This is a genomic window from Arenicella xantha, from assembly GCF_003315245.1.
Classification (GTDB): domain Bacteria; phylum Pseudomonadota; class Gammaproteobacteria; order Arenicellales; family Arenicellaceae; genus Arenicella; species Arenicella xantha.
The window spans coordinates 1-24,779 of record NZ_QNRT01000002.1; the positions used below are offsets into that span (position 1 = coordinate 1).

Below are 24,779 nucleotides of genomic sequence, written 5' to 3' on the forward strand. Positions count from 1 at the left end.
GTCTTGCATATGGTTATAGCAGCCTAAAACTCCCAATCCGGCTATTTACGCATCACTTCTAACCGAAACGACTCGGTCGATTTTGCAAGCAAGGTGAGGGACTGGTTTTAGTTTTGCAAACCATTCTTACGATGGATGTCCTTATATATTTTTGACTCGGTCGTTGCAAACCATTCTTACGATGGGTGTCCTTATATATTAATGTTAACTGGCGGTGACTCCTCGACGTCAAATTATGGCTCAATCAAACCATTTTGATTATACTCGTGTAAAATGCGTCACGTTCAATTAATCGCCCTACCAACCCTTAATTAACGCAAACAAAAATTGCTGTACGCCGGCCAATAGAAAATGCAAAAAGGAACACAAAATGATCATCGATCTTGAGACATCGCCTCTGGGGAAAAAAGAAGTAAAAGCACAAGCCTGTATTGTTGGCGCGGGCCCAGCAGGAATAACTCTGGCGCTCGAATTAGCGCGAGCTCGACCGGACTGGAAGATTGTGCTGTGTGAAGCCGGCGGGCAAAACTTAGCGACGAATAGAGAGAAACAAATTTACAAAGCATCGCTAGGTGAAAAAAAGTACGCCGTCCTCGACATTTCTCGACGCCGGAAACTTGGCGGCACATCAACTCATTGGGGTGGGTGGTGCAAACCCCTCGATACCACTGACTATGAAGACAATCATGCATGGGACGTTCCGGCATGGCCTTTCTCTGAGAAAGAGCTAGAGCCCTTCTTCCAACAAACTCAAAAATGGTTAGAGATTAAAGGCGACTTTTACGACATAGAGAAAATTCGCGACCGACACGCTGAGAAGCTTCTTGAGCTCCGACCGAACACTCGGGTTAGCCAACATCTATTTCGTTTCAGCCCCCCGACCCGGTTCGCAGAGCGGTATGTCGATGAGCTTGAAAAACAGGACAACCTCACTTGTTTACTTCACGCAAACCTGCACGACCTGTCCCGTAATGGAGATCGTATTTCGGCTGCGCATGTACGCGCATTAGATGGCGAGTCTATTACGATTACAGCCGATAACTTTGTATTGGCAATGGGCGGAATGGAAACGACGAGACAACTACTAAATATGCAGGAGAATAATACCGCTCAAGGCGAAGGTATATATTCAAACCACCTAGGTCGTTATTTTGCAGACCATTACGGCGCTCGACCTGGAGAATTACTAGCAATTGAAAACTTGCAATATAGCCGCTTTCTAGATGGTGACGCACCAGTGATGCCGGTACTAACATTTTCAAAAAATGATATCAGAGCTGCTGGCCAACATAATTCATGCATGATGCTGCGACCAAAACCTTCTTCCGATTCGCTTTTATCTAACTACGGTGGTAACACAGGCCTAGGCTTTAAGTCTAGTGAATATTGGCACTATGATATCCAATCAATCGTCGAACCACGCCCCAACCCTTCGAGCAGAATTGTATTAACCGATGAACGCTGCGAACTAGGCTTACGTAAGATGAAGCTTGACTGGAAGCTACATCCTGGCGACTATAAATCCGCTTATGAGCTCTTAGGCGCATTAGGCGACGAGCTCTCAGCTTCTGGACTTGGTCGCGCTCGCATGGCTGACACAAACACGCCTAAATCTATCGCTGCAGCCAACGGAGCATGCCACCACCTTGGCACCACCAGAATGGCTGCCAACGCCGAAGACGGCGTGGTGGATCCAAACCTCAGGGTCTTCGACCATGAAAATTTGTACGTTGCCAGCTCATCGGTTTTTCCTCGTTACGGCTATTCTAATCCTACTTTCACAATTGTCGCACTATCGATACGACTGGCTAACCACTTAGCAAAACAAAATGGAGAAAAGGCATGATTAATCGTCGAGATTTCATGGTGGCGGGGTTGTCCGCTGGCGCAACCACTGCGCTATTTTCGGTCACTGACTTCAACTGTTTACCACCCGAAAAAGCAACAACGTCAATAGAGCAAGTCGCGCCAACCTACACCCTTGCCACCGGGCTAGGGGAAAAAATGGACACCTTTTTGTTATCGCTCGAGGGCACCGAACAGGTAGGGAAAGCATGGGTCACTTCATTTAGTACGCCGCCAACCTTAGCGCAGACCGCGCAAGCCGTGGGCGCACGGATTAAAGTTGATGCGGGTGACTTACCCGCAATTACCTCGTCTCGCATATTAAAAGATTTTTCTGAAAATAAATTATGCGAGTTAAATGGCTGGAAGCTTAGTCTGATGGAGTGCCAATTGGCGGGCCTTCGGCATTTGGCTATCGAAGCCAACCCTGAAAATCTTAAGATATCGACTGCAACTGAGAAGATGTCACTAATAGATCAATTGACACCTGGCATTATTGCACCGCTTAATAAATGGGGTCCACAATCAACAACTGAAGGTAAAAAGTTTAACGAACAACGAGATGGCCATAGCGGAATGTGGTTTCAGTTTGATGGTGCGCCATCCCATGCGAAAATAATGATCGACGGGCAGCTACTCAAAACTGCAGTGAATGAAAAAGTATTAACTTCCGGCCTATTTGGAGAAATGCAAGATCGAATTCTCGCCACTCCAGGAAGCTATGAGGTGGCACTGGTCGATCCTATCCGTAAAATCAAGCAGCCGATCGGCGAGCTAGTTATTAAAGCAGACCCAAGCAAAAGAGAGACGGGCTTTTGTGAGGTTACAAAATGGGGGCCACAACGAACCGTAGCCGGCACTGCCACCAACCCTCAGCCGGATGGTTCGATGGGCATTTGGGCTCACACTGATTGCTTACCCGAAAAAGCCCAGCTACTGTTAGTGGACGACCGACTCGAGCTTTCGCCCCGAAAATTCGGCTTCGTTTCATCAATACCTCTTGCCTTGTTAGAAACTCCAGGTAAAAAGCCCTTAATTATTTACGATGAAGTATCGAAGAAAAAGCACACAATAGGTTTCGTGACCATTGAATAGCCACGTGATATTACGTTACTTGGCGCAATAACGATGATCATCATGATTAAATTGAGCAGCAATGCAGCCATATAGATCATTACGCTGCCTAGACGGATTGATAAATCAGGCGCTGATTATTTGCTGGCATCGCGACGTCGGCTTGTAATGCAAACCCAGCGCCTACAGTAAGCGCGTCGACGAATTCGAAATCACGAATTGCGCGCCCTTAAGTCCTGATCGAAGCGGCAATAGACTAAAGTGCCTTAATGTACTATGGTCAAGGTGAAATGATGTACTCCTGGGCGGTGCGAATGCTGGAAGCACGATGTGCGGTACTGCTTGAGCAAGATAAAGAGTGTGTTGCGATACCCACGAGCTCAGAGCAAATGCGCAGTAACTCATCACTACATCGAACTGCCATGCTTGATTTATTTCGAGACAACGTAGAACGTTTGGTTCTGGAACACAGTTCACCCAGTAGTCTTAATCGTAATTTTCTACATGAAGACGCGATCAACGTTTTCATCTCGGCGGATTTTTTTGCTGCGATACACCTGCCAAATCGCCAAGGCATGCGCGGACGTGTTATCTCCGCCGGCGATGCTTTTTCTGGCACGCTTTCGATTAATAAAAAGAGTATCAAAGCGGAACGGGCACGCACCATAACCAGCTCTGCAGATATAGACTGGTGGACCCGCTCCGCCGCCAACAAACCATATACCGAGGTTCATTTTGCACCTGCATGGCGTATTTACGACGTTGTTTTAGATGCTTCCGATAACGAGAAACTCGAAATTGACAGCCCATTGCCTTGGCACACCGGCCCTTTCGAGTTGAAAAAAATTGATACGCTAACCGGCGAAATAGTGACAGACGAAACAGCCAAAGAAGGCGTAATAGCTTTCGGCGCATTTACCGCTATTGCGCGAGCTGGCGGTGCGTATGCCATGATGAACAATGCTTGGCCTGTGAACTTTGGCGAAGATACTGGCCCCAATAACTATGGAACTCGAACTCAGCCTGTGGTAATTGCGTCCGAATCAGCAAACGTTATCTATAACTCTTCAAAAATCTTTGAAGGCACTGCTGGCAAACAGGATTTTGATACAAAATGGTTAGTGAGACGTGTCGCCCCAATCACCATAGTCGACGGCGGTAATATCACCATCCATGGCCATTTTGGTGATGCCGAAGCGGCGCGTGCAGGCAGATCTAATAAGCAACGACGGTCATTTATTCCAGTTGACACCGCACTCTATTACGATATTGATTTTCGTAAAACGACGGTCAGCAGTTCCTCCAATATGTACTTACGTACCGCGGCAATCTTTAGCCGAAAGCAAGGCTACAATCAATTAGGTTGGAGCCATGAGAATTCGTTCTCAGCGCGGCATCAAGGCTCAGTATCGCATGAGGGTTCTCGCAGTACCAAAGTAAAGTACTCCGCAGGTGCCAAGCTGAACGTGAGTCTTCTAGCTGAATTCCGAGGCACCATTTACTCAACCGGCTGGGACGCGACGCCTTACACGCTTTTTGCTGGTATCGCACCAACCGCGTTGTATTTTACGCGGGATTAGTGCCGTTAGACGTGCAACGCAAAGGCTTAGAACAGGACCAACCTAAGTCAACGCGGTGACATTTATGACTTGGCCTTAGTCATTCCGATGCAAAGGCCAAGTCACTTATTTAGTGCGTTCTGCCACCAATGGCGGTGCGACTATGTACCCAAGCATATTCCTCAAAGGTGGCGTCGGCAGTGGTATTGGCTACGTGGCTCGTCTTGAATTCAACATTTGATCGAGCGAACCTACCCGAAGCCTAAGAAACCAGAAGTCAGCCTAATTTCTAGGAATAAATACGGGCAGAAAAGTAGATTGGAATACCCCTGTAATCTCAGTTTTGAGTAGAGGATTTCAGATGCATTCAGTTTCAAGATTTGAGTTACTTCATCAGTCGTCGATTTCGACCCGCATGATTCGGTTGGTAGCGCTTTGATGTATGAGCAAATCGCCATTACGGCTGGGGCGCATGTGACGCACGATGCCGGAGTGAATTCCGCCTGATGGTATAGGCCAGCTCTGAAAAGTCTTTGTTTTGATATCAAAACGCACCAGAGCATCCGGGCGCATCCCAGACTCGTTGTACCAGACTGCCCCATCGACGACCGCTATCGCGTAGGGGTGAGAGAGCGGACCACTCGGTGAGGGCCACTCCTGAACCTCGCCGCTACGCGGATTATAGCGCCCTAGGCGGCCGCGACTGGAGTTAACGTACCAGATCATGCCGTCGGCGGCGATATCAAGCCGCCGCACTTTAGTCCCCTTATGGGGAAGCTCGATTTCGGTGAGGGCCATAGTCTTGGGGTCGACCCGCACCAGACAATTGCGCCCGTTGCACGCGACCCAGGGCGTACCCGAAGCATCAATTTTGATTCCGTACGGACGTGAACCAGCAGCCGGCATGGTTACCAACTTGATTTTACCGCTTCGCGGGTCGAGGCGACCAATGCGGTTGGCGTGCTGAAGTGTGAACCAGAGGATGCCGTCAGAATCGAAAACTGCCGTATGTGGGTCGCGCGCCGCGGGGTCGGGCATATCGTAGACTCTGATTTCCCCATTGGCGGCGTCGAGCCGGCCAATCGTTCCGTTTTTATTACCCGTATACCAAACGCCGCCGTCGGGATCCAGCGTTACCGAGTGCGGCATTGCCCCTGTCGGCAATGGGTATTCACGCAGTTTCCCGGTGCTCGGATCAATTGACCCGACCAAATTGCCCCACTGGCCTGCCCACCAAATCTTGCCATCTGGTGCCTCTACTGGGTCGCGCGAGCGTTGACCTAGCGTTGGAACCACCCATTCTTTAAAAGAAATACGAGTGCCACCATCAACGATATTCGGCAAGCGGCGATTGTTAGGTGGAAAGTGTTCGGCGAGGTACTCTACGATGGTATTCCCGTGCGCGGGATCGGCCGACAGGTCGACCATGGTAGCGGCCAGTTCCAGCCAGCCCTCACGGTTATAGCCAAGGCTGTGGGTTATCCGATTAACAGAGTGACACACCGAGCATTGTGCTTCAACGGCCTCCCTGCCCTTGCCATTAGGCAGACCCTCGCCGTAAGCCGCTGTCGAGGCGACAGCGAAACATATCGCGAGCCGCAAAACATGGGTATTCAAGTGCCTATTCATAAGCCATCTCCAAGTGCACCGTGCGGACTTAGTGTTTTTTATACTATGCTTGCCGGTCACACACGTCAACGGCTCTATAAGTAATCAAAGTCAGAGTAAAATTAGAAATCAGTGTTACATTGCTAAAAATTATAGTTGGACACTCACTTACCTAAAAGCCGACAAATTCATGTGGGATTCTTACTTCACCAGCAAGGCCCTACTCAATTCAGGGCCAGACCAACTATTTTTGTGATCAATGATAAATAAAATTGTTGCATAACAATTGTCACAACTCAAACCGCGCTTCGACCAACCCCATCACTCGGCGTACGGTAGGAATTCGTTTACCGACAACCAGCTCTTTAGTGCGGACTTGGTACGTTCCAAATGATGACTATAGTGTGATCGATTTCGGTACAGGGATGTGGAAACATCAGTACCATGGAGCATTGATTTATTAAGCCGGGGCGGCCACTGAACTGGCAACGCGAATGATACTCTGGTTGACTTGTATGGCTATCGAATTAAAAATAATCGGGCGAAAAACTGAGTGCCAGCAGATTGAACAGCATTATCACTTAAGGCACGTAGCGCACCGAGTAAGACCAGAAGTTGGCGTACTCACAGGCTTCTAGATCATAACTACCCCACTGGAGTGTGGTGTGCGCCAATGTATAAACCTAGTCACGTTCTTAGGTATTGCGCTTTTATGCAACGGAATTACATTAGCAAATCCAAAAGTGGTGGTTCCATTAGAGTTCGATGGAGTGACACCTATAGTTAAAGAACTAGAGCAAAGTAATGCTAGCCATTTGGGAACTTCTGCGTGCGCTAGCAGTCGCCGCCTTACGTAGTGGCTCATTTGGTATTTACCATACAAAAGTTGAAGCGTCGCCAAGCTAGCTACAATGTAGGCTCAAACTCCGCGAGGACCTTTGGATCTGCTAGACTCATAGCTTAAACAAGGCCCTGTATAAGCTTGCTGAACAAGGTTTAAAACCTCTCACACAAGATTCACGACAGTCAACCCTCTACCAATAAAGTACAATACACAAAAAACCTAGATAAACGCCACCATGTCAAAAATAGCCTGCGCTTCACACATTCTTGTCAGAACAGAAAAAGACGCCAAATCTATTAGTCAGCAGTTACGCAAAGGCGGAGATTTTGCTGCACTGGCGAAAAAGCACTCTACATGCCCATCTAAAAATAAAGGCGGTGATTTAGGCGAGTTTAAAAAAGGCACCATGGTCAAGCAGTTTGACAATGCGGTGTTCACCAAAGGCAGTGAAGACAAACCATTTTTGGGGCCTATCAAAACCCGCTTTGGCTACCACCTGATTCAAGTTTTGTACAAGTCTTAGGCTAGGTGACCCTCAAACCGCAGTAACTAAATTCGATTTCTTCACTCTTATCAAAAAAGGTATTACTAGTGATCTGTGAACAATAAATCTACCACCACTTTAAACTTGAGCAGCAATTTTTATTATTCCTGACTAATTGATTAGCAAAAGCTTCAGCAGCTAATGTTTCTGCAGGTCCAAGCTGTGAGCCATAATATGCAGCACGCTGATCAACAGCATCAAAGAACCTACTCATAACCTTGTCGTTATAGTCAGAGTGAAATTTTGTAATTGAGGCTTCTTTGATCATCTTATAGGCATGGTTGTAAGCATATGCTTTTTCGAAATCTGGTTCTTTTTGTCCTCTTGAGTCTTCATTGATCCCCATTGAATAATGAATAGCCATATCACTTAGGGCATCAACATCCCCAAAGACTTCCCATGACTTATTGAGCCATTTGACGGCTTCTTTTGAGTCTCTACCTGCTTTCAATTGAAGCAGCTTTATTGCACCAAAATCACCTTGATCCGCCGCAATTTCTGCCCACTTAGCAACTTCTGACAATGCTCGTTGTGATGGAGTGATATCTGCACAACGTTCATAATCCTCGGTCAATTCTGATACAAGCAGAGTGATCATCTCAGCGCTTTCTCGGCTCACGTCAACCTCATACTCCCTATCAGATTCAAGGTTCGGATGAGCCAATACCTTTTCTTCGTCAATCCGCTTTATAGCCCCGTCTAGGGCTTCACGACTATCGTATGCAAAATTACACTGATATAGTTCAAAAGCTAAATTTCGAGCAGAGCCAACATCACCGTCCAGAGCTTTACTAACAAGTTCGTCATACACATTAGCCAAGTTTTTGGGTTGGATTCCATGGTCAGTAAACTCAATATTTTTATATTTAATACCATCTAAAAACGAAAGCTCATCCTCTAATCCAACATTACTTTTGATCGCGTCTCTAGTTTTGGTTTCCCCCAGTACTTCAGGCTTGTTTGTTGAGATATTTACTTGTTGAAAGTCATGTGACGTTGAATTTGGTAGATATTTATCCTGTACTAAGAAATAAATACAGATTGATATGCTTGTAACAATACCGCATGGCAATAAAATGCGTTTATTTGATTTCATCGGCTTTTCTTCTTAGTAAAATTAAACACATGGCTAACACCGCCCTGCTTCTCTAGCTTCGACATAAACTACGCTTTGTATGACTTTTTTGTGTAGTGTTTTTCCTTGAGGGAATTGACTTTGTCACGACTGAGCGCCAAAGTATAGTAGGTATATGTCTACTAATGGTTCACCTATGAAAAGGATTCTTTGGCTCATAAGCCTGCTTTTACTCAATTGCGACATTTCGTTTGCGCAACACTACACCGCTGACACCATCTTTAGCTTCCCTGGGAATAAAGTCTATGCAGGTGGATTCGCCAAAGTAAATGATGACCTATTTATTACGTATAAGGATGGTCATGAGGGTAAGGGTGTGTACGCCCAGAGTCGCACAAGTGGGAATTCAGAACTCATTCTGGCTAATAATAGTTTCTTTGGCACCGATAGAATCTGGGATTCGTATTTCCATTCACTAAAAAATGGTGCGCTGATAGATATTTTCGGCAAGCTTTACTTCACCGATGGGACGCGAGCAGGAACTCGGTTTATTGCTGACTTTGGATACACGGGCATTGGCGGGTCGTTAGGGTATGATTTTTCTCGGATATTACAAGTCGTTCAGGCTGGGCGCTTCGTATACCTGTTTCAGTCAAGGTTCTTGGAATACGGCGAGAGCACAGATCAGGAGGAACCTGCGCTCTGGCGCATTGATCTGCGTAACTTGAGTCGAACAAAGATTTACCAAGATGAGGGTTCCGAATATAGACAAACCAAAATTTTGGATAGCGATGATAACGGCGAGACTGTGATCGTGTTTGCAGACAGAGGTGATGCTGGAACTGGATTGTGGCTAGCGTCTCCGAATAGGAATGACATTGAGCCTTTAGCATTGTTCGATAATGCCGAAGGTCGTTTTTTACGAGTATCACAGTGGCAGTGGAGTGTTCGAAATCGGGCTGGGCTGTTTTTTTGTCGTAAAGGCATAGACCAAGGAGAAGGCTCCGACGGGATGGTTAAAGACTCTGTATGGAGACTTTCAAATTCCAATACTTTGGCGCGTATTGCTGAAAATTGTGGCGATTATGATGATGCGGCGGTGAGTTCCGATAAAGAAATGCTTTACTTCACTCTCAACGATGGTCGGGAAATTTGGCAAAATTCAGGACCTACAACGTCAAACCGGTTGCTTAAACTGGTGCCTGCGGGCAATGGAGCATTCTCAGACCTGTGTACCGCCGGTAATTATTTGGTTGCGAACTATATTGATTACAATGATTGGGAAGTTATTAACGGTCAGTATCAATTTGAATATCGAGTGGATATTTTTTCGCGCGACGGCTCCCAGCAGTCGTTGCCTAATGTGGAGGCAAGATGCATCGGTGACAAGGTTTTGTTGGCCGGCCCTGATTCACGAGGTTTGATGGCTTACGAGTACGACTACGTGTTTACCCCAGAAGATAGTCAGCGCACTAAAATTTATGGCACAAGCTCGGGCGAAGGTTTGTTGACATACCAGCAGTTTTCGGATGACGTATTATTCCTATACCGACGACAAGTGAGCGATACTGGGTTGTTTGAAAATAGATATCGAGACCGGCTAGTTAGCTTAGCGTTCAACGTAGGGAACTACACAGCATTCTTACCAAGTGTGATGCATTTGCTGGAAGAGCAGGACGACAGCGAATGAGGTAAAACAGTCAAAGATCGAGGGGTATCCAGTAAGTCAACTTGCGACATTAGGTCGAGCCTATCGCATATCGGTGACTGCTTGATCCACGCTAACACTTTTACTCATATGCATTGGATGTCTTTAGCATTTACTCCCATTGTGTGGAAAGGTTAAATCACCGTTGTTTGCCGCCCTACTTCCCTCGGCTAATTACCCCTCCTTGGATTTGGTTGCGCATCCTTGCGCTAGTGCGCCCCTGAAAAGACCGATCATTTTTTGTTGTTAAAGCCCAAAAATAACCGACTTTCCGTTTTTAAGAGGCACCACAAAGAAGCTGGTGTCGACAAATTCAAATGCGCCTACGTCGCACAGTGAGTCGCGTGTTGCCCCTCGTTGGTCGGTGTCGGTGCAGTTGCTAATGTTGCCGGTGTTGATAGCCATGCTGTTAGCGGCTAGAGCATGTGTTTGGGTTGGGCCGCCGTTATTCGCTAAGCGTAATAAGCCAGGGTCGCCAGAACGGTTTGCGTTGCATGATCCGTCTTCGATGATGCTGGCTGAGTCGATAATTACCGGTGCGGAAGTTCGTCGATAATAGCAGTCACCGCCAGCGGAATTGGCGATAATGCTATTGTTAAGGGTGAGCGTTCCTGTGTCGTTAAACCCATGGGATGCAACGATTCCCGCACCACCTGTAGCGGCGGAATTTGCAGACAGTGTCGTTTGGTTTAATATTACTGTAGAACCGTATGAGTTGATGCCTCCGCCGCGACTTGCCGCTGAGTTGCCAGAGAGGGTACTGTTGTTCAATGTTAGGGTGGTCGCTCGCGGGGTTAGGTAACCGACAACCCAAATGCCGCCGCCGCGACTTGCCGCTGAGTTGTCAGAGAGGGTGCTGTTGTTCACCGAAATAGTTGGTCCACTTAGGGCGGCAATGGCTCCACCATCCTGCGCTGAGTTTCCCGACAAAGTACTGTTATTGACCGTCAAGCTTGCCTGATTGCGAATGTGAATTGCCCCTCCTTCACTAAAATTTTGATCTAAAGCTGCGTTACTCCTCATTACACTATGGCTTAGCGTTACGTTGACGCTGCTGGCATAAATTCCACCAACACGAAACGCGGTATTGCCCGATACCGTGCTGTTAGTGATATTGATGCTACCAGCGGTTCCCGCAGAAATTCCACCACCATTCGCACCGGTGCTCTCACCACCAGTACTTAAATTATTGTTCACGGCGCTGTCATACAGATTAATGGTGCTGGAGGCAGCCGCTATACCGCCACCGCGGCGGGAAGCCGTGTTGCCAGATACGGTAGTGTTATTGAGCGTTAGGGTAGAAGAATAAGCCAGCACGCCTCCGCCATTCGACTCACCGCCTTCGATAAGCCCGCCTGTGAGAGTCAAATTGTCGAGTGTTAAAGATGACGAGTTAACCGTCAGCACACGTGAAGCTTTGTTGGCGTTAATCGTAATGCCATCGGTATTGGCGCTGGCATTAATCGCAATATCTTTATTGGGGCTAACCAATATACGACCATTAACTAAGGTGATGGTATTAGATGGCAGACCGTTTGAAAACGTAATGGTATCGGTACCTGAGTTGCTGCCAAGCGCACAACCATTGTTTTGGTCGACCGAGGTGTTGGCCGATACAATGGCCTCGCGCAAGGTGCAGCCAACGCCATCGTCGGTGTTTGAATTAACGACAATGGTGGTTGCATGCGACAATGAAGGTAAGGCTAGCAACTGACTGATGGCTAGTGCGACACAGGTTTTACTCATTGGGCTCAATGGCGGCATATGTACTCTCTTAACTAGGTTTCTTATTGGCGAATTCAGTGGATCTTTAGATCCACTATTCTCGTTAGTGCCAGAAAGTCAGTTAATGGTTCAATGGTTGAGAAAAAAAGGTCGGGCTGGATTAACGTTATTTACGTTTGCGTAAAAGTTGCTAGATACCCGCCTTTGCGGGTATGACAGGAGCTAAAGAAAGTGATTTATGACTTTTTGCATTAAGCCCTAAATGTTCGCTTCGAGTGTGCGACGGCTTTGATCTAGAGTTTTTTCTGATAGGAAGTCGGAAGATCACATTGGTTTGACCGCCAGATCATGCAATTCAGATAATTCAAGCGGCGAGAACAAAGGTACTAGCTCGATTCTACGTTCGAAAAGTGCACTCTGGTTCTGTGTGCGTCGTGCTAAAAGCTGTAACTGAGGCCGCCACCAACACTTAGAATATCAAAATCGGAATTCAGTTGAATATTATCTATGGCCACTTGAAAGCCGATTCGGTTGCCTGGCTGGTATCGCCAACCAACGGTAAGACCCAAACCAGTGCCATTTTCAGATATAGAAGACTCACCGTTTAAAAGTAAATTGACGTCATACCTTAGTACTGACACGTCGGCGAAAAACGCTTGTCGCTGAGACAAAAGATACTGGTAGCCTCCTTTAACATAAATAGCATCATAGACAAGTTCGTCTTCTCCAAACAAGTCGTCAACTAGAGACAAACTTCCGCTCTCTCCGTCTAGGTAGCCAATGCCAGTGTAGAAACCACTATCAAATTTATAATTATAAGACAAACTATAGTGCTTTGTATCTTCGTCATTAAAACCTAGTTGAGCAAGGTCGGAATCTAACTCTCCTGCCAAGAGATTGATTTCTAGTGAGTGCCGTGACTCCAATTTGGCGTTATTTTCTGCCAACGCAGGCTGGCTAATTACTGATAAAAAGAAGAGTTTTAGCGATAGAGGTATTAGATATTTGGTTTTCAAATTCATGTTTCTGTCCTGTTAGAGTGTAATTAATTGATTCTTCGTATGGCCAATTGAAAGATTACTGATGTCTGCAACACTCCCAAAAGCTTTTGCGATAGTTCTTAGTCATGAGCTATTTGTTTTTTTTCGCGACGATAAAAACCCACAGAGCTTTAGCTGGTCGCCATTGGTAGTCGATTTCGAAACCGGCGGCTACTAAACTGTTCACTAAGCTTCGGACTGAAACAAATTTTACGGTTGGAACTTGCCCAAACAGCTTTCCAAGCCAGAGTAAGGGCCAGAGTAGAATGTAATAGCCTTCACGTAAGCAGGCACTGCTAGTGATGAATACACCGCCGGGTTTAACGAGCTCAAATGACTTTGCAATCGCGGCCTCCCTGTCGTCGAGTAAGTGAAGCACACTCAACCCCAATACAGCATCATAAGACTCGGGAGCCGCGACGAAGTTATCAATAGATGCTTTTTCAAACCGGACATTAGTGATTTTTTCTTTGTCTGCCTTCGACTTTGCGATATCGATCATATTTTCTGAGAAGTCAATAGCATGAATATGTTCAACGTAAGGCGCATGGATCAAAGCGGTCGAGCCGGTACCACAACCAAATTCGAACACTCTTGATTGAGCGCTTAGATAACGCCGACTAACTTCAAGCTTCTTCTCATAACTTGGCACATCTGAAATTGCTTGCTTGGAATACTTGTTTGACGCTTTATCCCAAAATTTACTTGCTTTTGAATTCGTATTCTTATGGCTGGTCATAATTGATTTTTCGCTATTTTGCGAAGAGATACCGTCGCTGTATTGGACATTAATCAATTATATTGGTTTATATTAAACCTTTACAGATCTATAATTGCATGTTTTCTATGCGTATTTGTATGAAAAAGGATTCTTTAAAATTTGATTGGAATCACGCGCGAGCATTCCTAGTTACCGCTGAACAGGGTTCGTTGTCGGCAGCGGCCCGTGTTTTAGGGCTCACACAACCGACCCTAGGAAGACAAGTGAACGCCTTAGAAAGAGAATTAGATGTCACTCTTTTTGAACGCGTAGGACGAGGCTTGACGCTGACACAGAGTGGCCTTTATTTGCTTGAGCATGTCACGTCGATGGGCATGGCGGCAGAGCATGTTTCGTTGGCCGCAATGGGGCAGTCGCAATCTGTCTCGGGCACCGTCTGCATCTCAGTAGGTGAGATTTATGGTTCGTTGGTGATGCCTAAGATTGTTAAAAAAATCAAAGATGAAGAGCCTGGAATCACAATTGAAATCGTCGCATCAAATGAGACCAGTGATCTACAAAAGCGCGAAGCTGATATTGCTGTTCGCGCCTTTCGACCTACACAAACTGAGCTGATCACCAAAAAGATCAAAGAGATGAGCGGAACTTTTTACGCTACGCCCTCTTATCTAAAAACGCTAGGCCCGATCAACACAGTTCAAGAGTTGGGGCGTGCTAGTTTTGTTTCGCTAGGTAGCCGCGAGACTTATTTAAAGGCGATGGCTGGATTCGGTCTAACTCTCACAGACGAGAATATTTCAGTGCTTTGTGAGAATCATATTGTCCACTGGGAGATGACTAAAATCGGCTTAGGAATTGGTGTTGCACCGCAAGACATCGGAGATACGGAACCGCTGGTACAGCGCGTAATTCCAGATTTCGACCTGGTACAGTTTCCGATTTGGTTAACCACACACCGTGAACTTCGCACCAGCAAAAAAATTCGACTGGTATTTGACTTGCTTGCCGAAGCACTTGCGCGCTAAGAGACTATTACTAACAAACTCGTGAGAGGAGTAAGACCTAATTACGCTGGGGAAAATGTGCCCGGTAAATGCTGAACATCTACTTTCCTCTTAACGATAATCTAAGCCTCCCTAATTCTTGATGACTTTCTGCTGGAACGGAGGATATTGATATTAACTTATTCATAACCCTAGATTCTTTCGCTGCACACCGGTCGTTGGTTGAAAATTAGGTATTGTTGCCACCAATATTGAGTATTACTGCGAGTTTGAACATTGCTAAGATTTGTGGGGCGCATTAAGAGTTACCTTCACTACCAAAATGAATACTGACACTCACGCTCCCCGTGCTTCGAACAGGTGCTCGGAAATTGAAGTGGCTCGTTGCTGGAATGCTTTGTTAGCGCAGACAGGTTTCACAACGGTGTTAAATGCCGAATCAATAAATGAGCATGCGAGGGAATTTTTACGAAGACACGTTAGGCGTTGCCGGCTACGCATGAAGGATATTTCGCGACGTATCGTATGCTCTTAGCGATCAATTGATTTATATATGTGCGCGCCCGATAATGCTTGAACCATAATCATAGCCACCTACCTACCACTAACACTATGAAATCACTAGAATTTTTGAGTCCTGCGCGCTCCCTATTACTCGCCCTACCCTTCATTTTGGGCATGCCGTCTCAGCTCGTTGCCGGCCCAGAAGCAGCAAAATATATCAGTGCAATTATGCTGTTGCTGGATGAACAAGAGCTTGACCTGTGCGCTCACGCGGTCGGCGACCCGAGTCTGCCAGACCTAGGTGAAAACCCTATGCCGGGGCATACCGACCCAGGCAAAATGGCTGAGCATATGGCAATTTTTGATTTTGTCGACTATGACAACGCCACTCACGTAGCAGTGCAAAGCGGTAACTGGAGCAGTCAAAGCACTTGGTACGCGGGGCGAATCCCGACTGACTGCGCTAAGGTGGTGATTCCGGTGGACACTACGGTAAGTTATGACATTGACAGCGATGTACGCTTACATACAGTTCGAGTGGACGGAAACCTGAATTTTTCAACCTCAAGTTCGACCCGCATGGTACTGGACACGCTCGTTGTTGACCCTCGTGGCGTGTTACAAATAGGCACTAAAGCAAACCCGATGCCGGCCAATCGATCCGCCGAAATAGTGATCGCGGATAACGGTGATATTAATGTTCAACATGACCCCATGCTGCTAAGTCGCGGTGTGGTTGCACATGGCACCACTCGCATCCATGGCGCGGTCAAAACAACGCACCTAAAAGTAGCTAGCGATCCGCTGGCGGGCCAAACTTCATTGACTCTTACTGAGAGCCCAATTGGTTGGCGTATTGGCGATAAGCTGGTGATTGCCGGCACTTACTATCTTGGCTGGAAATGGGACAATGACATTCGTGCCGTACGTTACTTTGGTACGCAGGATGAAGTGCGTACCATTGAGTCTATTGCAGGCAACAGCATCACCTTGGATTCAGCACTGGCATTCGACCATACTTCGCCACGCGCCGATTTAAAAACCAGCGTTGCGAATTTTACTCGGAACGTGGCAATTCGAACTGAAAACGCAGATTCGGTAGCTGTTCACCAGCGCGGCCACGTGATGTTTATGCACAGCAATAAGGTGGATGTTCGGTACGCCGAATTTGATGAATTGGGCCGCACGGACAAATCCGTTCCTAGCCTTGATATCAGCAATGTGTCACCCGTTAGCGCGAACAGCAATGTACAGGGGCGCTACAGTTTTCACTTTCATAGAACCGGCACAGCCGATCAACGTCAGCCTGCGGTCGCGGTCGGTAATGCTGTATTCGGCTCGCCAGGATGGGGCTACACACATCACGACAGTCATGCAGACTTCCACGACAATGCGTCGTTCAATACCTTTGGCGCAGGATTTGTTGCGGAGACCGGCAATGAAACCGGAATTTGGTCAGGCAATATTGCGATTAAAGCTGAGGGTAACTCCGCATTCAATCCAAAGAATGGCAACGACCGAGAAGGCTTTGACATGGGGCGAACCGGAGACGGGTTCTGGTTCCAAGGCCGACTGGTAAGAAGTATTGATAATATCGCCGCAAGCGTGAATCATGGCTTTGTATACCTGCATCGCGGGTCGGGAATGCTGAATTTTCCACCGGACCGGTTTATGTTGCCTGAGGCTCTAGGCCTTGGAAGTGACGCGACGCCTGACGATGCACCGATTAGGGACTTTGACAACAATGAGGCGTTCGCGAACACCGTTGGGCTCTATATTGTTAAAGCAAACCCGAACCAAGAACACGACATAATGACAACCCTCAGTGACTTTACTGCTTGGAATGTGCGCGCAGGAGCGGCAATTGAATATACCTCGCATTACCTTGTTAATAACTTTGATCTAATCGCCGCGCCCAGCAATCTTGCGCCGTTCTATGCACCTGCATTTGGCTTAGAGTTTGGCACCAATACTACTGACATGGTCGCTAAGGATATTCATATTAACGGCTTTCCTGAAGGCATTCTATTGAGCAAACATCAGACGAATTCTGAGGATTCAGGTAGAGATCAATTTGTTGTGATCGGTGGCTCTTTTACCAATGTTGGTACCCATTTCGTGGAACAAGACGCCACCGATCTAATCATTAGTAATGACGATTTGGTGCCGGGTAGATTCAGCGTAGACGTGAATAACAACGGTGGTCGATTTGAATACCTGTCCGCTGCGACCTCCGCCGGCGCCGGTGTGTCTTATACGGGCTTTAAAACCGATAGCATCGGGCAGACGCCTGTGCCGGCTGGAGTTGACACCTATGGCATCTTTGTTCGCGACATGATTGCCAATGTTGAGATTAATGGCTACTACCACGACACCGATTCTGGAGATATTTACACTGTAGTTGAAAATTATTTCAGTGATCGCGCCACTGGCGAGATTCATAAGGTTGGCTTTAAGACGTTTCTCGGCCCAGATGTTGTGTCCGTGTTAGGCAATCAATTCCATGCTTGGGCAGACGCCGTAGACATGGGCGACATCAATATAGCGAGTGCGTCGCCAACGGCTATCGATGATGCAGCGAGCACCACGGTAGAAACCGCCGTACAACTTAACCTCACAACCAATGACACTGATCCAGAAAACGACTCCTTGTATGTGGATGGCATTGTGCAACCTAGAGACGGAAGGGTATTCCAAGATTCGGCTAGCAGTGTTACCTACATGCCCAATTTTGGATTTACCGGCGTAGACACCTTTTATTACTGGGTAAGCGATGGCAACGGCAATTTCAGCAAAGGCCATGTCAACGTTACCGTGTCAAACTAGGCCTGGCTATGCGGTGAAAAAAATCAACGAGTAGCTCTGGGTTTATAAGAGCTGCTCTGAGATTTTTTAAATTAGCTTAGGGCTTGAACAGTGTTTAAGCCTTGAAAGCCTGCCCTATTCTGCGCAGGTTACATCCATGGACCAGTGGTCTTGTCCACACATGCGGTAGATCCGTAACCTGCCACCACGCTTGTTTGGCGGAAGACCCACCGAAGTTGCTTTTTATCCCGCGGCGTCTTAGTTCCGCGGTCTTAGTTCCGCGCTCTTAGTTCCGTGGTCTTAGTTCCAACACAAATATATAATTTGACAGTCTGTGTTAGATTGTCGGCTACCACTGACTCTGATAACTGTATTAAATTTAAGGTAACTCACTAATGTCAATAATCATTCATGGGTCTATTCTGTCCCCGTTCGTTCGTAAAGTCAGCTTAGTTGCGGCGGAAAAAAATATCGCGATTGAACGACAAGACCTAAACCCTTTTGCACCACCTGCGAACTTTGAAGAAATAAGTCCGTTACGCCGTATTCCAGTCCTTGAAGAAGATGGTTTTTTTCTGGCTGACAGCTCGGCAATTGTGGCTTACCTTGATGCAAAACAGCCCTCTCCTGCTTTACTGTCATCTGAGCCTAAAGCTCGCGGTCAGGCTTTGTGGATTGAAGAATACGCTGACACGGCTTTGGCTTCTGACATTGGTCTGGGTGTGTTTCGTCCGGCCTTAATTAAACCAATGATGGGCAAGCCGGTTGATCTTGAGGCTATCAAAGAGGCTTTGACGGTTACTTTGCCTCCAAGGTTTGCGTATTTAGAAGCACAAATCGATGGTAAGGAGTGGTTCGCAGGTTCCGAACTAGGGGTAGCCGATATAGCCGTCTATTCACAAATTACAAGCTTGTTGCACACCGGTCACCTTCCAGAAGCTGAGTTGTACCCTTCACTCATGGCGCACTTCGCCAAAATACAAGCGCGACCAACATCACAAGAATTATTGCAAACCGAGATCGCTGTTATCAGCGCCGTTAAAGAAAAAATACAGGGTTCGAAATGATCGATTTATACACCGCACCAACGCCTAATGGCCATAAGGTATCGGTCACGTTAGAAGAGCTGGGGCTAGATTACACCGTTCACCTTTTAAGCCTGACTGACGGAGATCAAAAGAAGGATTCGTTTTTAAAAATAAACCCGAATGGTCGTATTCCAGCAATCATTGACCATGACTTAGACGGGCTGGCTATTTTTGAATCTGGCGCAATTATGATTCATCTGGCTGAAAAGACAGGACGTTTGATGCCAAGTGGCGCTAAAGGCCGTTCTCAAGTTATGCAATGGCTTATGTTCCAAATGGGGGGACTCGGACCAATGATGGGTCAAGCGAACGTTTTTCATCGTTACTTCCCTGAGAAAATCCAAGTCGTGATTGATCGATACCAGAACGAATCAACCCGTCTTTTGGGCGTATTGGATAAACACTTATCAGACCATGAGTACTTGGCTGGCGACTACTCCATAGCCGATATTGCCAATTGGTGTTGGGCAAGAATTCATAATTGGTCCGGCGCAGATATTACCGGTTTAGATAACCTACAACGCTGGATGCAACAAATCGATGAACGCCCAGCCGCAATTGCAGGCATTAAAGTGCCTATCGATTTGGCCGCGTTAATGGCGAGTAAAAAAGAACAAGAAGCCTTTAAAAAAGGTGGTCAGTCCTTGCTCTAAACTCCTCGAATGTTAAGCACTTTAGTAGAACTGCCATTTTTGAGGGCAGTCAGCTAAAGTGCTTGAGTTATGAACAGGGATGGCTCACGCAACGAGCTGACATAGAACGGAACCGGCTTTAGCCGTCTGAGAAGTTGTTCGTGGCAGCAGAGTATGGCTTAGCGTCGATATTCAAATAGATTCTAGGCAATGTTCAGCTTGTGTTGACCGTATATGAGTCGCACGTAGGCAGCTTCGGCAGGCTCGCCGTTGATTGCCGCTTTAATGAGAGGAGCAATGTGTGTCGACGAGCTATTTATACTTGTCCACACAACCTGTGGATAACATTGTTTGTAACTTTTGTATCGCTATATTCGACGCCAATATTTCGCGATTGACTCATTTTTAAGCAGAGGACTATCTCGGGTACTATTTCCCTCAAGTATGCCTTTCAAACCTCCGAATTAAGTGTTCGCTTTGTCTATTATCGCTAACCTCAGAAGCACGGATAATATCTAGATTCTCGCTAATACGCCGCACCTACTTTTGTTGTTACCTGATTTTTAAGCTGAGATTGTCTCTGTAACATACTGATTAATAGTGTTTATTTTTCATGTCAGCAAGAAGTCAGGTGAAAATCATTTGAACTTCATGTGATTTAAGTCTTGATGCCCTAAAGTCGATTCTAGTGTTTCGCTTTCAATAAAGAGAACTTAGATCATGGGCTGTAGGTAAACGCCTTAAATTCGAACTGACTCGAGGAAATTTATGAAAAATATGTCAATACTGGTGCTATTGGGCGCTGCCCTATTACTCGTAAATACTGATGCTAGTTATTCCAAAGCTATTACCATTAACCCGACCGGCACAGCTGCGCTATTGGACGGCCGATGCGGCAATGATGATGAATGGCACGCAGCAACAAAACTTGAGCTACCACACCAGGCATTCGTGTACCTAATGCATGATGACGAGTCCTTTTATATTTGTGCCAAAGGAGAGGCAACAGACACGGCGGTTTTAGATCTTTACATAGAGCATGCAGAAACCGGCTATCTTCACAAATTTCACCTTTCCGCTCAAATGGGAGAGCGGGTATTCACCGACCAAGGGTGGAGCGACCCCGAAACATGGATTCTCAAAGATTGGGCCGGATTCTGGGTACCCTATTTTGGCAATGAAGATTCTGAAAATGGAAAGCGCCCTAAGTTCTATACAGGGTTACACAGGCAGGTTCAGGTGTTACGCAAAAAGTTCCCCGGGAATACTTGGAATATGATGTTTGGCGTGAGTATTAAGCGTGATGGTAAGTGGATGGATTTACGGTACCCAGAAAAAGCGGAAGATGAAGATAAGTCGACTTGGGCGACGTTTGCGTTCTCGGAGTAACAGCGTCGATTTCTAATCTTTAGTAATAACTAACCGCTTATTTATCGCGGGACTCCTAATCATCAACAAACAGCTGAAACCGCTGCTTGGCTGCTAATCGGAAAGTGGAGATCGCTGGTCTTTTCTGACGTTGTTGGTCGCACGATGTCAATATCTGATGGTGTTGGGTTCTCCAAGGCGCTCCATATCTAGTTGGTCAGCGTCCTGATTGTCGGCAGCGTGCGGAAGTATTCGCGCCGTTCAATATCGCAGTACGCATATCGTTGCTAATTCTTTCTTGATATGGCCAAGGCCGCAGTGGTTCGATTGATGGCATATCGAAACCTGGGTCGCTCCAGAGTGATCCATCTATACCGGTCTTATTGGTAATATTGGCGCCGATTCGGTCGCCCTCTTCCCCAGCTGAGTGTAAGTTTGAGTTGGCCTCAAGGAGCGGCTGGTGCTGCAGACCGTTGTCACGTGAGTCACTTGACACTAAGCCGATGGCCGAGCAACCAACCCCGCCCTTGATGGCATTCTCAAAACAGTTGTTGAATGAATTAGTGATCACGCCATCGCCTGTGTTTTGGGTATTAAAAGCGTATTCGGTAACGTCTAAAATAATTGAGTAAACGATGTGCTCTCAGAGACTATTCGGATCGATAGCCGAGATTGTCTAGTTATTGATTGATCATTACAGCCCTAGAGGGTCTGTTGAGACAATATCGAACTTTGCTTCATCAACAAAGGCATCGTTTATAAAAAATCGAACGTAATAACGTCCTGGTTCTGCCCAACCTTTCGGGAGGTTTTCGTACTTCTGCATTTTAATATGAGTTGATGCGTATCGATGATCAAAGGCAAATGCTTGTCTCCATGGGCGCTCGCGCTCGATTTGAACCTCTCCATTTCTAAGCCACTGCAGCCTAAATTTAGTTCCCGGTTCTACTTCCGTGATCGCTTCAAAGCTCAAATAAATCTTTTTGTGTGTTGTAGTGAAAACGCGCTGATCGGATTTACATTGATTGTGCGGTAAGTACGCGAAATTCTCATTCGAACAAAATCGTATTTCGCCAAATACAGTGCCGAAACCTTCACCTTCATGATGTTTCTGTACCGACTTGGCCACCACAATAGCCGCCAAGGCAACAAAAAACACGAGAATATACTTAATGGCAGTACTGGACTTTATAGAACGAGGTCCTTTTTCAAAGGGAGGCGAAGGTAAGGCTAGGCTTTTTTCGATTCCCGCTAAGGTGATTGTGCGCATACCAGCCAATTTTGGCAATATTACATCTCGACCAGACGTTTTTCCGAATCGTGATATTCCGAAATAGCGCCTCCTATCTGCAGAGCGTTTTCCCTTGCGGGACGCGGCATGAGAGATCAAGGTTGCCCATTCCTGACTGTAAGCTTCACCTGAGGTAACCAATTGAGTGAATCTGACTAGGCTTTCACTACTCATGCCTGGAGGTTGTTCGTACCAATGGCGGATTTGACTTATGGCTAAATGCTCGGAAATCTCGGACTCAGTCCAGGAATCCGTCTCCGAGTCAGACTTTCCTAGCCCGACCTTGAGGCAAACATCCATTACTAGGCCTAAGGGCCACTCTAGTGCAATGGCTGGTGGTGGTCGGTGGTACATCTGCCAATATCCGTTTAATTAAGTTTCTACAGCTATTTTTAACAGATTTAGTCGAATATAACGTCGAATAACAAAAAAATAACAGAAATATTTCCGCTGTTATAGAAGATTGGTGTCGTTCAAGCCCGCTGGCTAATAATTAATAGTAAAAACGGATGCACTTGGGCAAACCTTGCTATTGGGTAATAAGGGCGACAACGACTAAATCGGCCTTCACAAACTCAATGTTTCTCAACAGTCTCATTATAGTTACAAAGGAGAATTGAATGAATTTAAGCGGAAAGATAATTGTAGTTGCAGGATTTTTGCTGTTGCTTGCTGGTTGTACGGCCGTACCGGCATTGATCCTAGAAGGGACGAGAGCTTCAGTGCAAAGTAGTCAGAATAAGTTCAAAGATATAGAAATTGTGTTTCGACAAGGGTTTGACTATTCCTCAATTCAGTCCGTGAAATCCGCAAGCTTTCTGGTTGCGGAAGGTGGTAATAATCCATTCTCACCTGGAGCCGGAACTACTCTTGCAGACAATCTGGCGAAGGAGTTTTTGATGAAAGGGCTAAATGTAGAGGAGTACACAATGCTAGAGAGCCTCGTGTTAGAAAACAAGCTAGGCTCAGACACAGGCTCGCTTTTGGTGGCGGCTGAAATGGCTGGTGTGGATGCGATTTTCTCAGGTTCAGTTGAAGTGGGGCAGGATTTTAACTCAGGCTTTATGGGGATTGGTATGGGAATGAAACAAGGAATAACAGGGGCGACTCTCAAGTTAATTGACGTTAAATCAAAAAAAATAATTTTAGTTGTGTCTTCGAATTATAAGAAGCCCAAATCATCAAATGACGTGGCGAGCGATATCGCGGAAGCATTTTATGCGAGCCAATCGACAGCATCAGATCAACCTAAGGATGGGTAGCTTGTTGGTTGATGTGTAGATCGAATTAGTGTTCGTAAGTATGCGTTAAAAAACGCGAAAATCGTAGAGTTGATGACAAAACGTAGCTCATCTTTATGGGCGCATATCAATCTTGATCAAGAAAATTAAAATAACAATGTATAGGTATATCCAATGAAAAAAATCATTAAGCTTTTAGTTAGTATGACTCTAATAATGTTTGTTTTGAATGCACAGGCCGAAAAATTATTCGAGTTGTCTGCTGGACAAGTCGAGATCGGGAATGGCGATACTGAATTTGCACAACTCGCATATGGCTTTGAGCTCGAGAGTTATCCAGTAGCAGTTCTCATTCGATTGGGAGCGGCTCTGGACGACATAGAAAATGAGACCAATTTAGGGCTTGGAGGTGAGGCTGCTGAAGCCCGCGGTTATACGTCGACTTTGAGTGAAACAGCTGCGGATTTGAAGTTTGCGTCACTCTTGGCATCACCGGATTTGGCTTTGACTGACAATTTTTCAGTGTACGGGCTAGCAGGATACAGCCTGATTAGTGCCGACGTCCAGACCATAGGTCGAGTAAATGGAATTGCTGTAGTTGACGGAAGTTTAGGTGAAATTGACGGAGGGTATTTTTCATACGGGGCAGGTCTTAGGCTCAACTTCATTGAGAGCTTTTCTATCAAAGCAGAGTACTTTGCTTTGTCTAGTGATATCTCTACCACCAGTGTCGGCTTCGCATGGCACTTTTAAAGCAGCCAATAACAAACGAATCGGAGGTTAACATGAGTAACACAAGCAGCGCTTACCAAACCAGTTCCGCACTCGGTGGGTTTGTATCATTTCTAGGTTGGTCCGTCATTATATTATCCTGTACAGCACCTATCTTTATGATCCAAAAGGCTGGTCAGGTTGGGCTAATAGCCATTCCAATATCGATCGCTATTAGTTTGTTCGGATTACTATTAGTGGTTGCAGGTCAGTCACTTCACGCTCAGTTAGCCACGGCAAATTACAGTAAACAGATACTAGATATAATGAAAGTGGACTCTTGACTTAGGTGTCGCAATGCCTCGTTCACGAGCGCCTCTGCTATTATAGAG

20 protein-coding genes are annotated in these 24,779 nt (G+C 46.3%); 13 read left to right on the forward strand and 7 right to left on the reverse strand.

Annotated features, from left to right (window positions below):
* Window positions 1-370 precede the first annotated feature (370 nt).
* The 3 genes from DFR28_RS05970 to DFR28_RS05985 all read left to right on the forward strand — a co-directional run bounded on the left by DFR28_RS05970 (window position 371) and on the right by DFR28_RS05985 (window position 4,499).
* Window positions 371-1,846 (forward strand): GMC oxidoreductase, encoded by a 1,476-nt coding sequence (locus DFR28_RS05970; protein WP_113953438.1) that lies wholly within the window; start codon window positions 371-373, stop codon window positions 1,844-1,846.
* Window positions 1,843-2,940 carry a hypothetical protein gene (locus DFR28_RS05975; RefSeq protein ID WP_113953439.1) on the forward strand — a complete coding sequence of 366 codons (1,098 nt, stop codon included), beginning with the start codon at window positions 1,843-1,845 and terminating at the stop codon, window positions 2,938-2,940. The genes DFR28_RS05970 and DFR28_RS05975 overlap by 4 nt, the downstream gene beginning before the upstream one ends.
* A 269-nt stretch (window positions 2,941-3,209) precedes the next feature.
* Window positions 3,210-4,499, forward strand: coding sequence for a hypothetical protein (locus DFR28_RS05985; RefSeq protein WP_147250936.1), 1,290 nt, complete (start codon window positions 3,210-3,212; stop codon window positions 4,497-4,499).
* Between the two features lie 372 nt (window positions 4,500-4,871).
* On the opposite strand, the gene DFR28_RS05990 is transcribed toward DFR28_RS05985, so the two are convergent.
* The gene (locus tag DFR28_RS05990) at window positions 4,872-6,107 is read right to left on the reverse strand and encodes a Vgb family protein (RefSeq protein WP_113953441.1); all 1,236 of its coding nucleotides are present in this window, start codon (window positions 6,105-6,107) and stop codon (window positions 4,872-4,874) included.
* A gap of 1,058 nt (window positions 6,108-7,165) precedes the next feature.
* Here DFR28_RS05990 and DFR28_RS05995 point away from each other — a divergent pair.
* Window positions 7,166-7,453, forward strand: coding sequence for a peptidylprolyl isomerase (locus DFR28_RS05995; RefSeq protein WP_113953442.1), 288 nt, complete (start codon window positions 7,166-7,168; stop codon window positions 7,451-7,453).
* Between the two features lie 88 nt (window positions 7,454-7,541).
* Here the strand turns inward: DFR28_RS05995 and DFR28_RS06000 are convergent, their stop codons facing one another.
* Complete coding sequence (locus DFR28_RS06000) at window positions 7,542-8,570, reverse strand: SEL1-like repeat protein (protein ID WP_113953443.1); 1,029 nt, start codon at window positions 8,568-8,570, stop codon at window positions 7,542-7,544.
* Window positions 8,571-8,745: 175 nt separating this feature from the next.
* Here DFR28_RS06000 and DFR28_RS06005 point away from each other — a divergent pair, with 175 nt between their 5' ends.
* Complete coding sequence (locus DFR28_RS06005) at window positions 8,746-10,239, forward strand: hypothetical protein (protein ID WP_147250937.1); 1,494 nt, start codon at window positions 8,746-8,748, stop codon at window positions 10,237-10,239.
* Window positions 10,240-10,503: 264 nt separating this feature from the next.
* Here the strand turns inward: DFR28_RS06005 and DFR28_RS06010 are convergent, their stop codons facing one another.
* The 3 genes from DFR28_RS06010 to DFR28_RS06020 form a co-directional block, all read right to left on the reverse strand.
* Complete coding sequence (locus DFR28_RS06010) at window positions 10,504-12,021, reverse strand: choice-of-anchor Q domain-containing protein (RefSeq protein WP_113953445.1); 1,518 nt, start codon at window positions 12,019-12,021, stop codon at window positions 10,504-10,506.
* 398 nt (window positions 12,022-12,419) lie between these two features.
* Window positions 12,420-13,004, reverse strand: a complete 585-nt coding sequence (locus DFR28_RS06015; RefSeq protein WP_113953446.1) for an outer membrane beta-barrel protein — start codon at window positions 13,002-13,004, stop codon at window positions 12,420-12,422.
* Between the two features lie 109 nt (window positions 13,005-13,113).
* Window positions 13,114-13,761 carry a class I SAM-dependent methyltransferase gene (locus DFR28_RS06020; RefSeq protein ID WP_113953447.1) on the reverse strand — a complete coding sequence of 216 codons (648 nt, stop codon included), beginning with the start codon at window positions 13,759-13,761 and terminating at the stop codon, window positions 13,114-13,116.
* Between the two features lie 119 nt (window positions 13,762-13,880).
* Between DFR28_RS06020 and DFR28_RS06025 the strand changes: the two genes are divergently transcribed.
* The 5 genes from DFR28_RS06025 to DFR28_RS06045 all read left to right on the forward strand — a co-directional run bounded on the left by DFR28_RS06025 (window position 13,881) and on the right by DFR28_RS06045 (window position 21,165).
* Complete coding sequence (locus tag DFR28_RS06025; RefSeq protein WP_211316896.1) at window positions 13,881-14,768, forward strand: LysR family transcriptional regulator; 888 nt, start codon at window positions 13,881-13,883, stop codon at window positions 14,766-14,768.
* 591 nt (window positions 14,769-15,359) lie between these two features.
* Entirely contained in the window at window positions 15,360-18,077 is a 2,718-nt protein-coding gene (locus DFR28_RS06030) for an Ig-like domain-containing protein (protein WP_113953449.1), read from the forward strand.
* A 374-nt stretch (window positions 18,078-18,451) separates the two neighbouring features.
* Window positions 18,452-19,123, forward strand: a complete 672-nt coding sequence (locus DFR28_RS06035) for a glutathione S-transferase family protein (RefSeq protein WP_113953450.1) — start codon at window positions 18,452-18,454, stop codon at window positions 19,121-19,123.
* Window positions 19,120-19,797: a glutathione S-transferase family protein gene (locus DFR28_RS06040; RefSeq protein ID WP_113953451.1), complete on the forward strand. Its 678-nt coding sequence runs from the start codon at window positions 19,120-19,122 to the stop codon at window positions 19,795-19,797. Before DFR28_RS06035 ends, DFR28_RS06040 begins: the two co-directional genes overlap by 4 nt.
* Before the next feature lie 747 nt (window positions 19,798-20,544).
* Window positions 20,545-21,165: a hypothetical protein gene (locus DFR28_RS06045; protein ID WP_113953452.1), complete on the forward strand. Its 621-nt coding sequence runs from the start codon at window positions 20,545-20,547 to the stop codon at window positions 21,163-21,165.
* 196 nt (window positions 21,166-21,361) lie between these two features.
* Here the strand turns inward: DFR28_RS06045 and DFR28_RS06050 are convergent, their stop codons facing one another.
* Together DFR28_RS06050 and DFR28_RS06055 are read right to left on the reverse strand one after the other, a co-directional pair.
* Window positions 21,362-21,715, reverse strand: coding sequence for a hypothetical protein (locus DFR28_RS06050; RefSeq protein ID WP_113953453.1), 354 nt, complete (start codon window positions 21,713-21,715; stop codon window positions 21,362-21,364).
* A 123-nt stretch (window positions 21,716-21,838) separates the two neighbouring features.
* Entirely contained in the window at window positions 21,839-22,789 is a 951-nt protein-coding gene (locus DFR28_RS06055) for a hypothetical protein (protein ID WP_113953454.1), read from the reverse strand.
* A gap of 266 nt (window positions 22,790-23,055) precedes the next feature.
* On the opposite strand from DFR28_RS06055, the gene DFR28_RS06060 reads away from it, so the two are divergent.
* From DFR28_RS06060 to DFR28_RS06070, 3 genes are all read left to right on the forward strand, one after another.
* Window positions 23,056-23,697: a hypothetical protein gene (locus tag DFR28_RS06060; protein WP_113953455.1), complete on the forward strand. Its 642-nt coding sequence runs from the start codon at window positions 23,056-23,058 to the stop codon at window positions 23,695-23,697.
* Between the two features lie 153 nt (window positions 23,698-23,850).
* Complete coding sequence (locus tag DFR28_RS06065) at window positions 23,851-24,429, forward strand: outer membrane protein (RefSeq protein WP_113953456.1); 579 nt, start codon at window positions 23,851-23,853, stop codon at window positions 24,427-24,429.
* 32 nt (window positions 24,430-24,461) lie between these two features.
* Complete coding sequence (locus DFR28_RS06070) at window positions 24,462-24,731, forward strand: hypothetical protein (protein WP_113953457.1); 270 nt, start codon at window positions 24,462-24,464, stop codon at window positions 24,729-24,731.
* Window positions 24,732-24,779 lie beyond the last annotated feature (48 nt).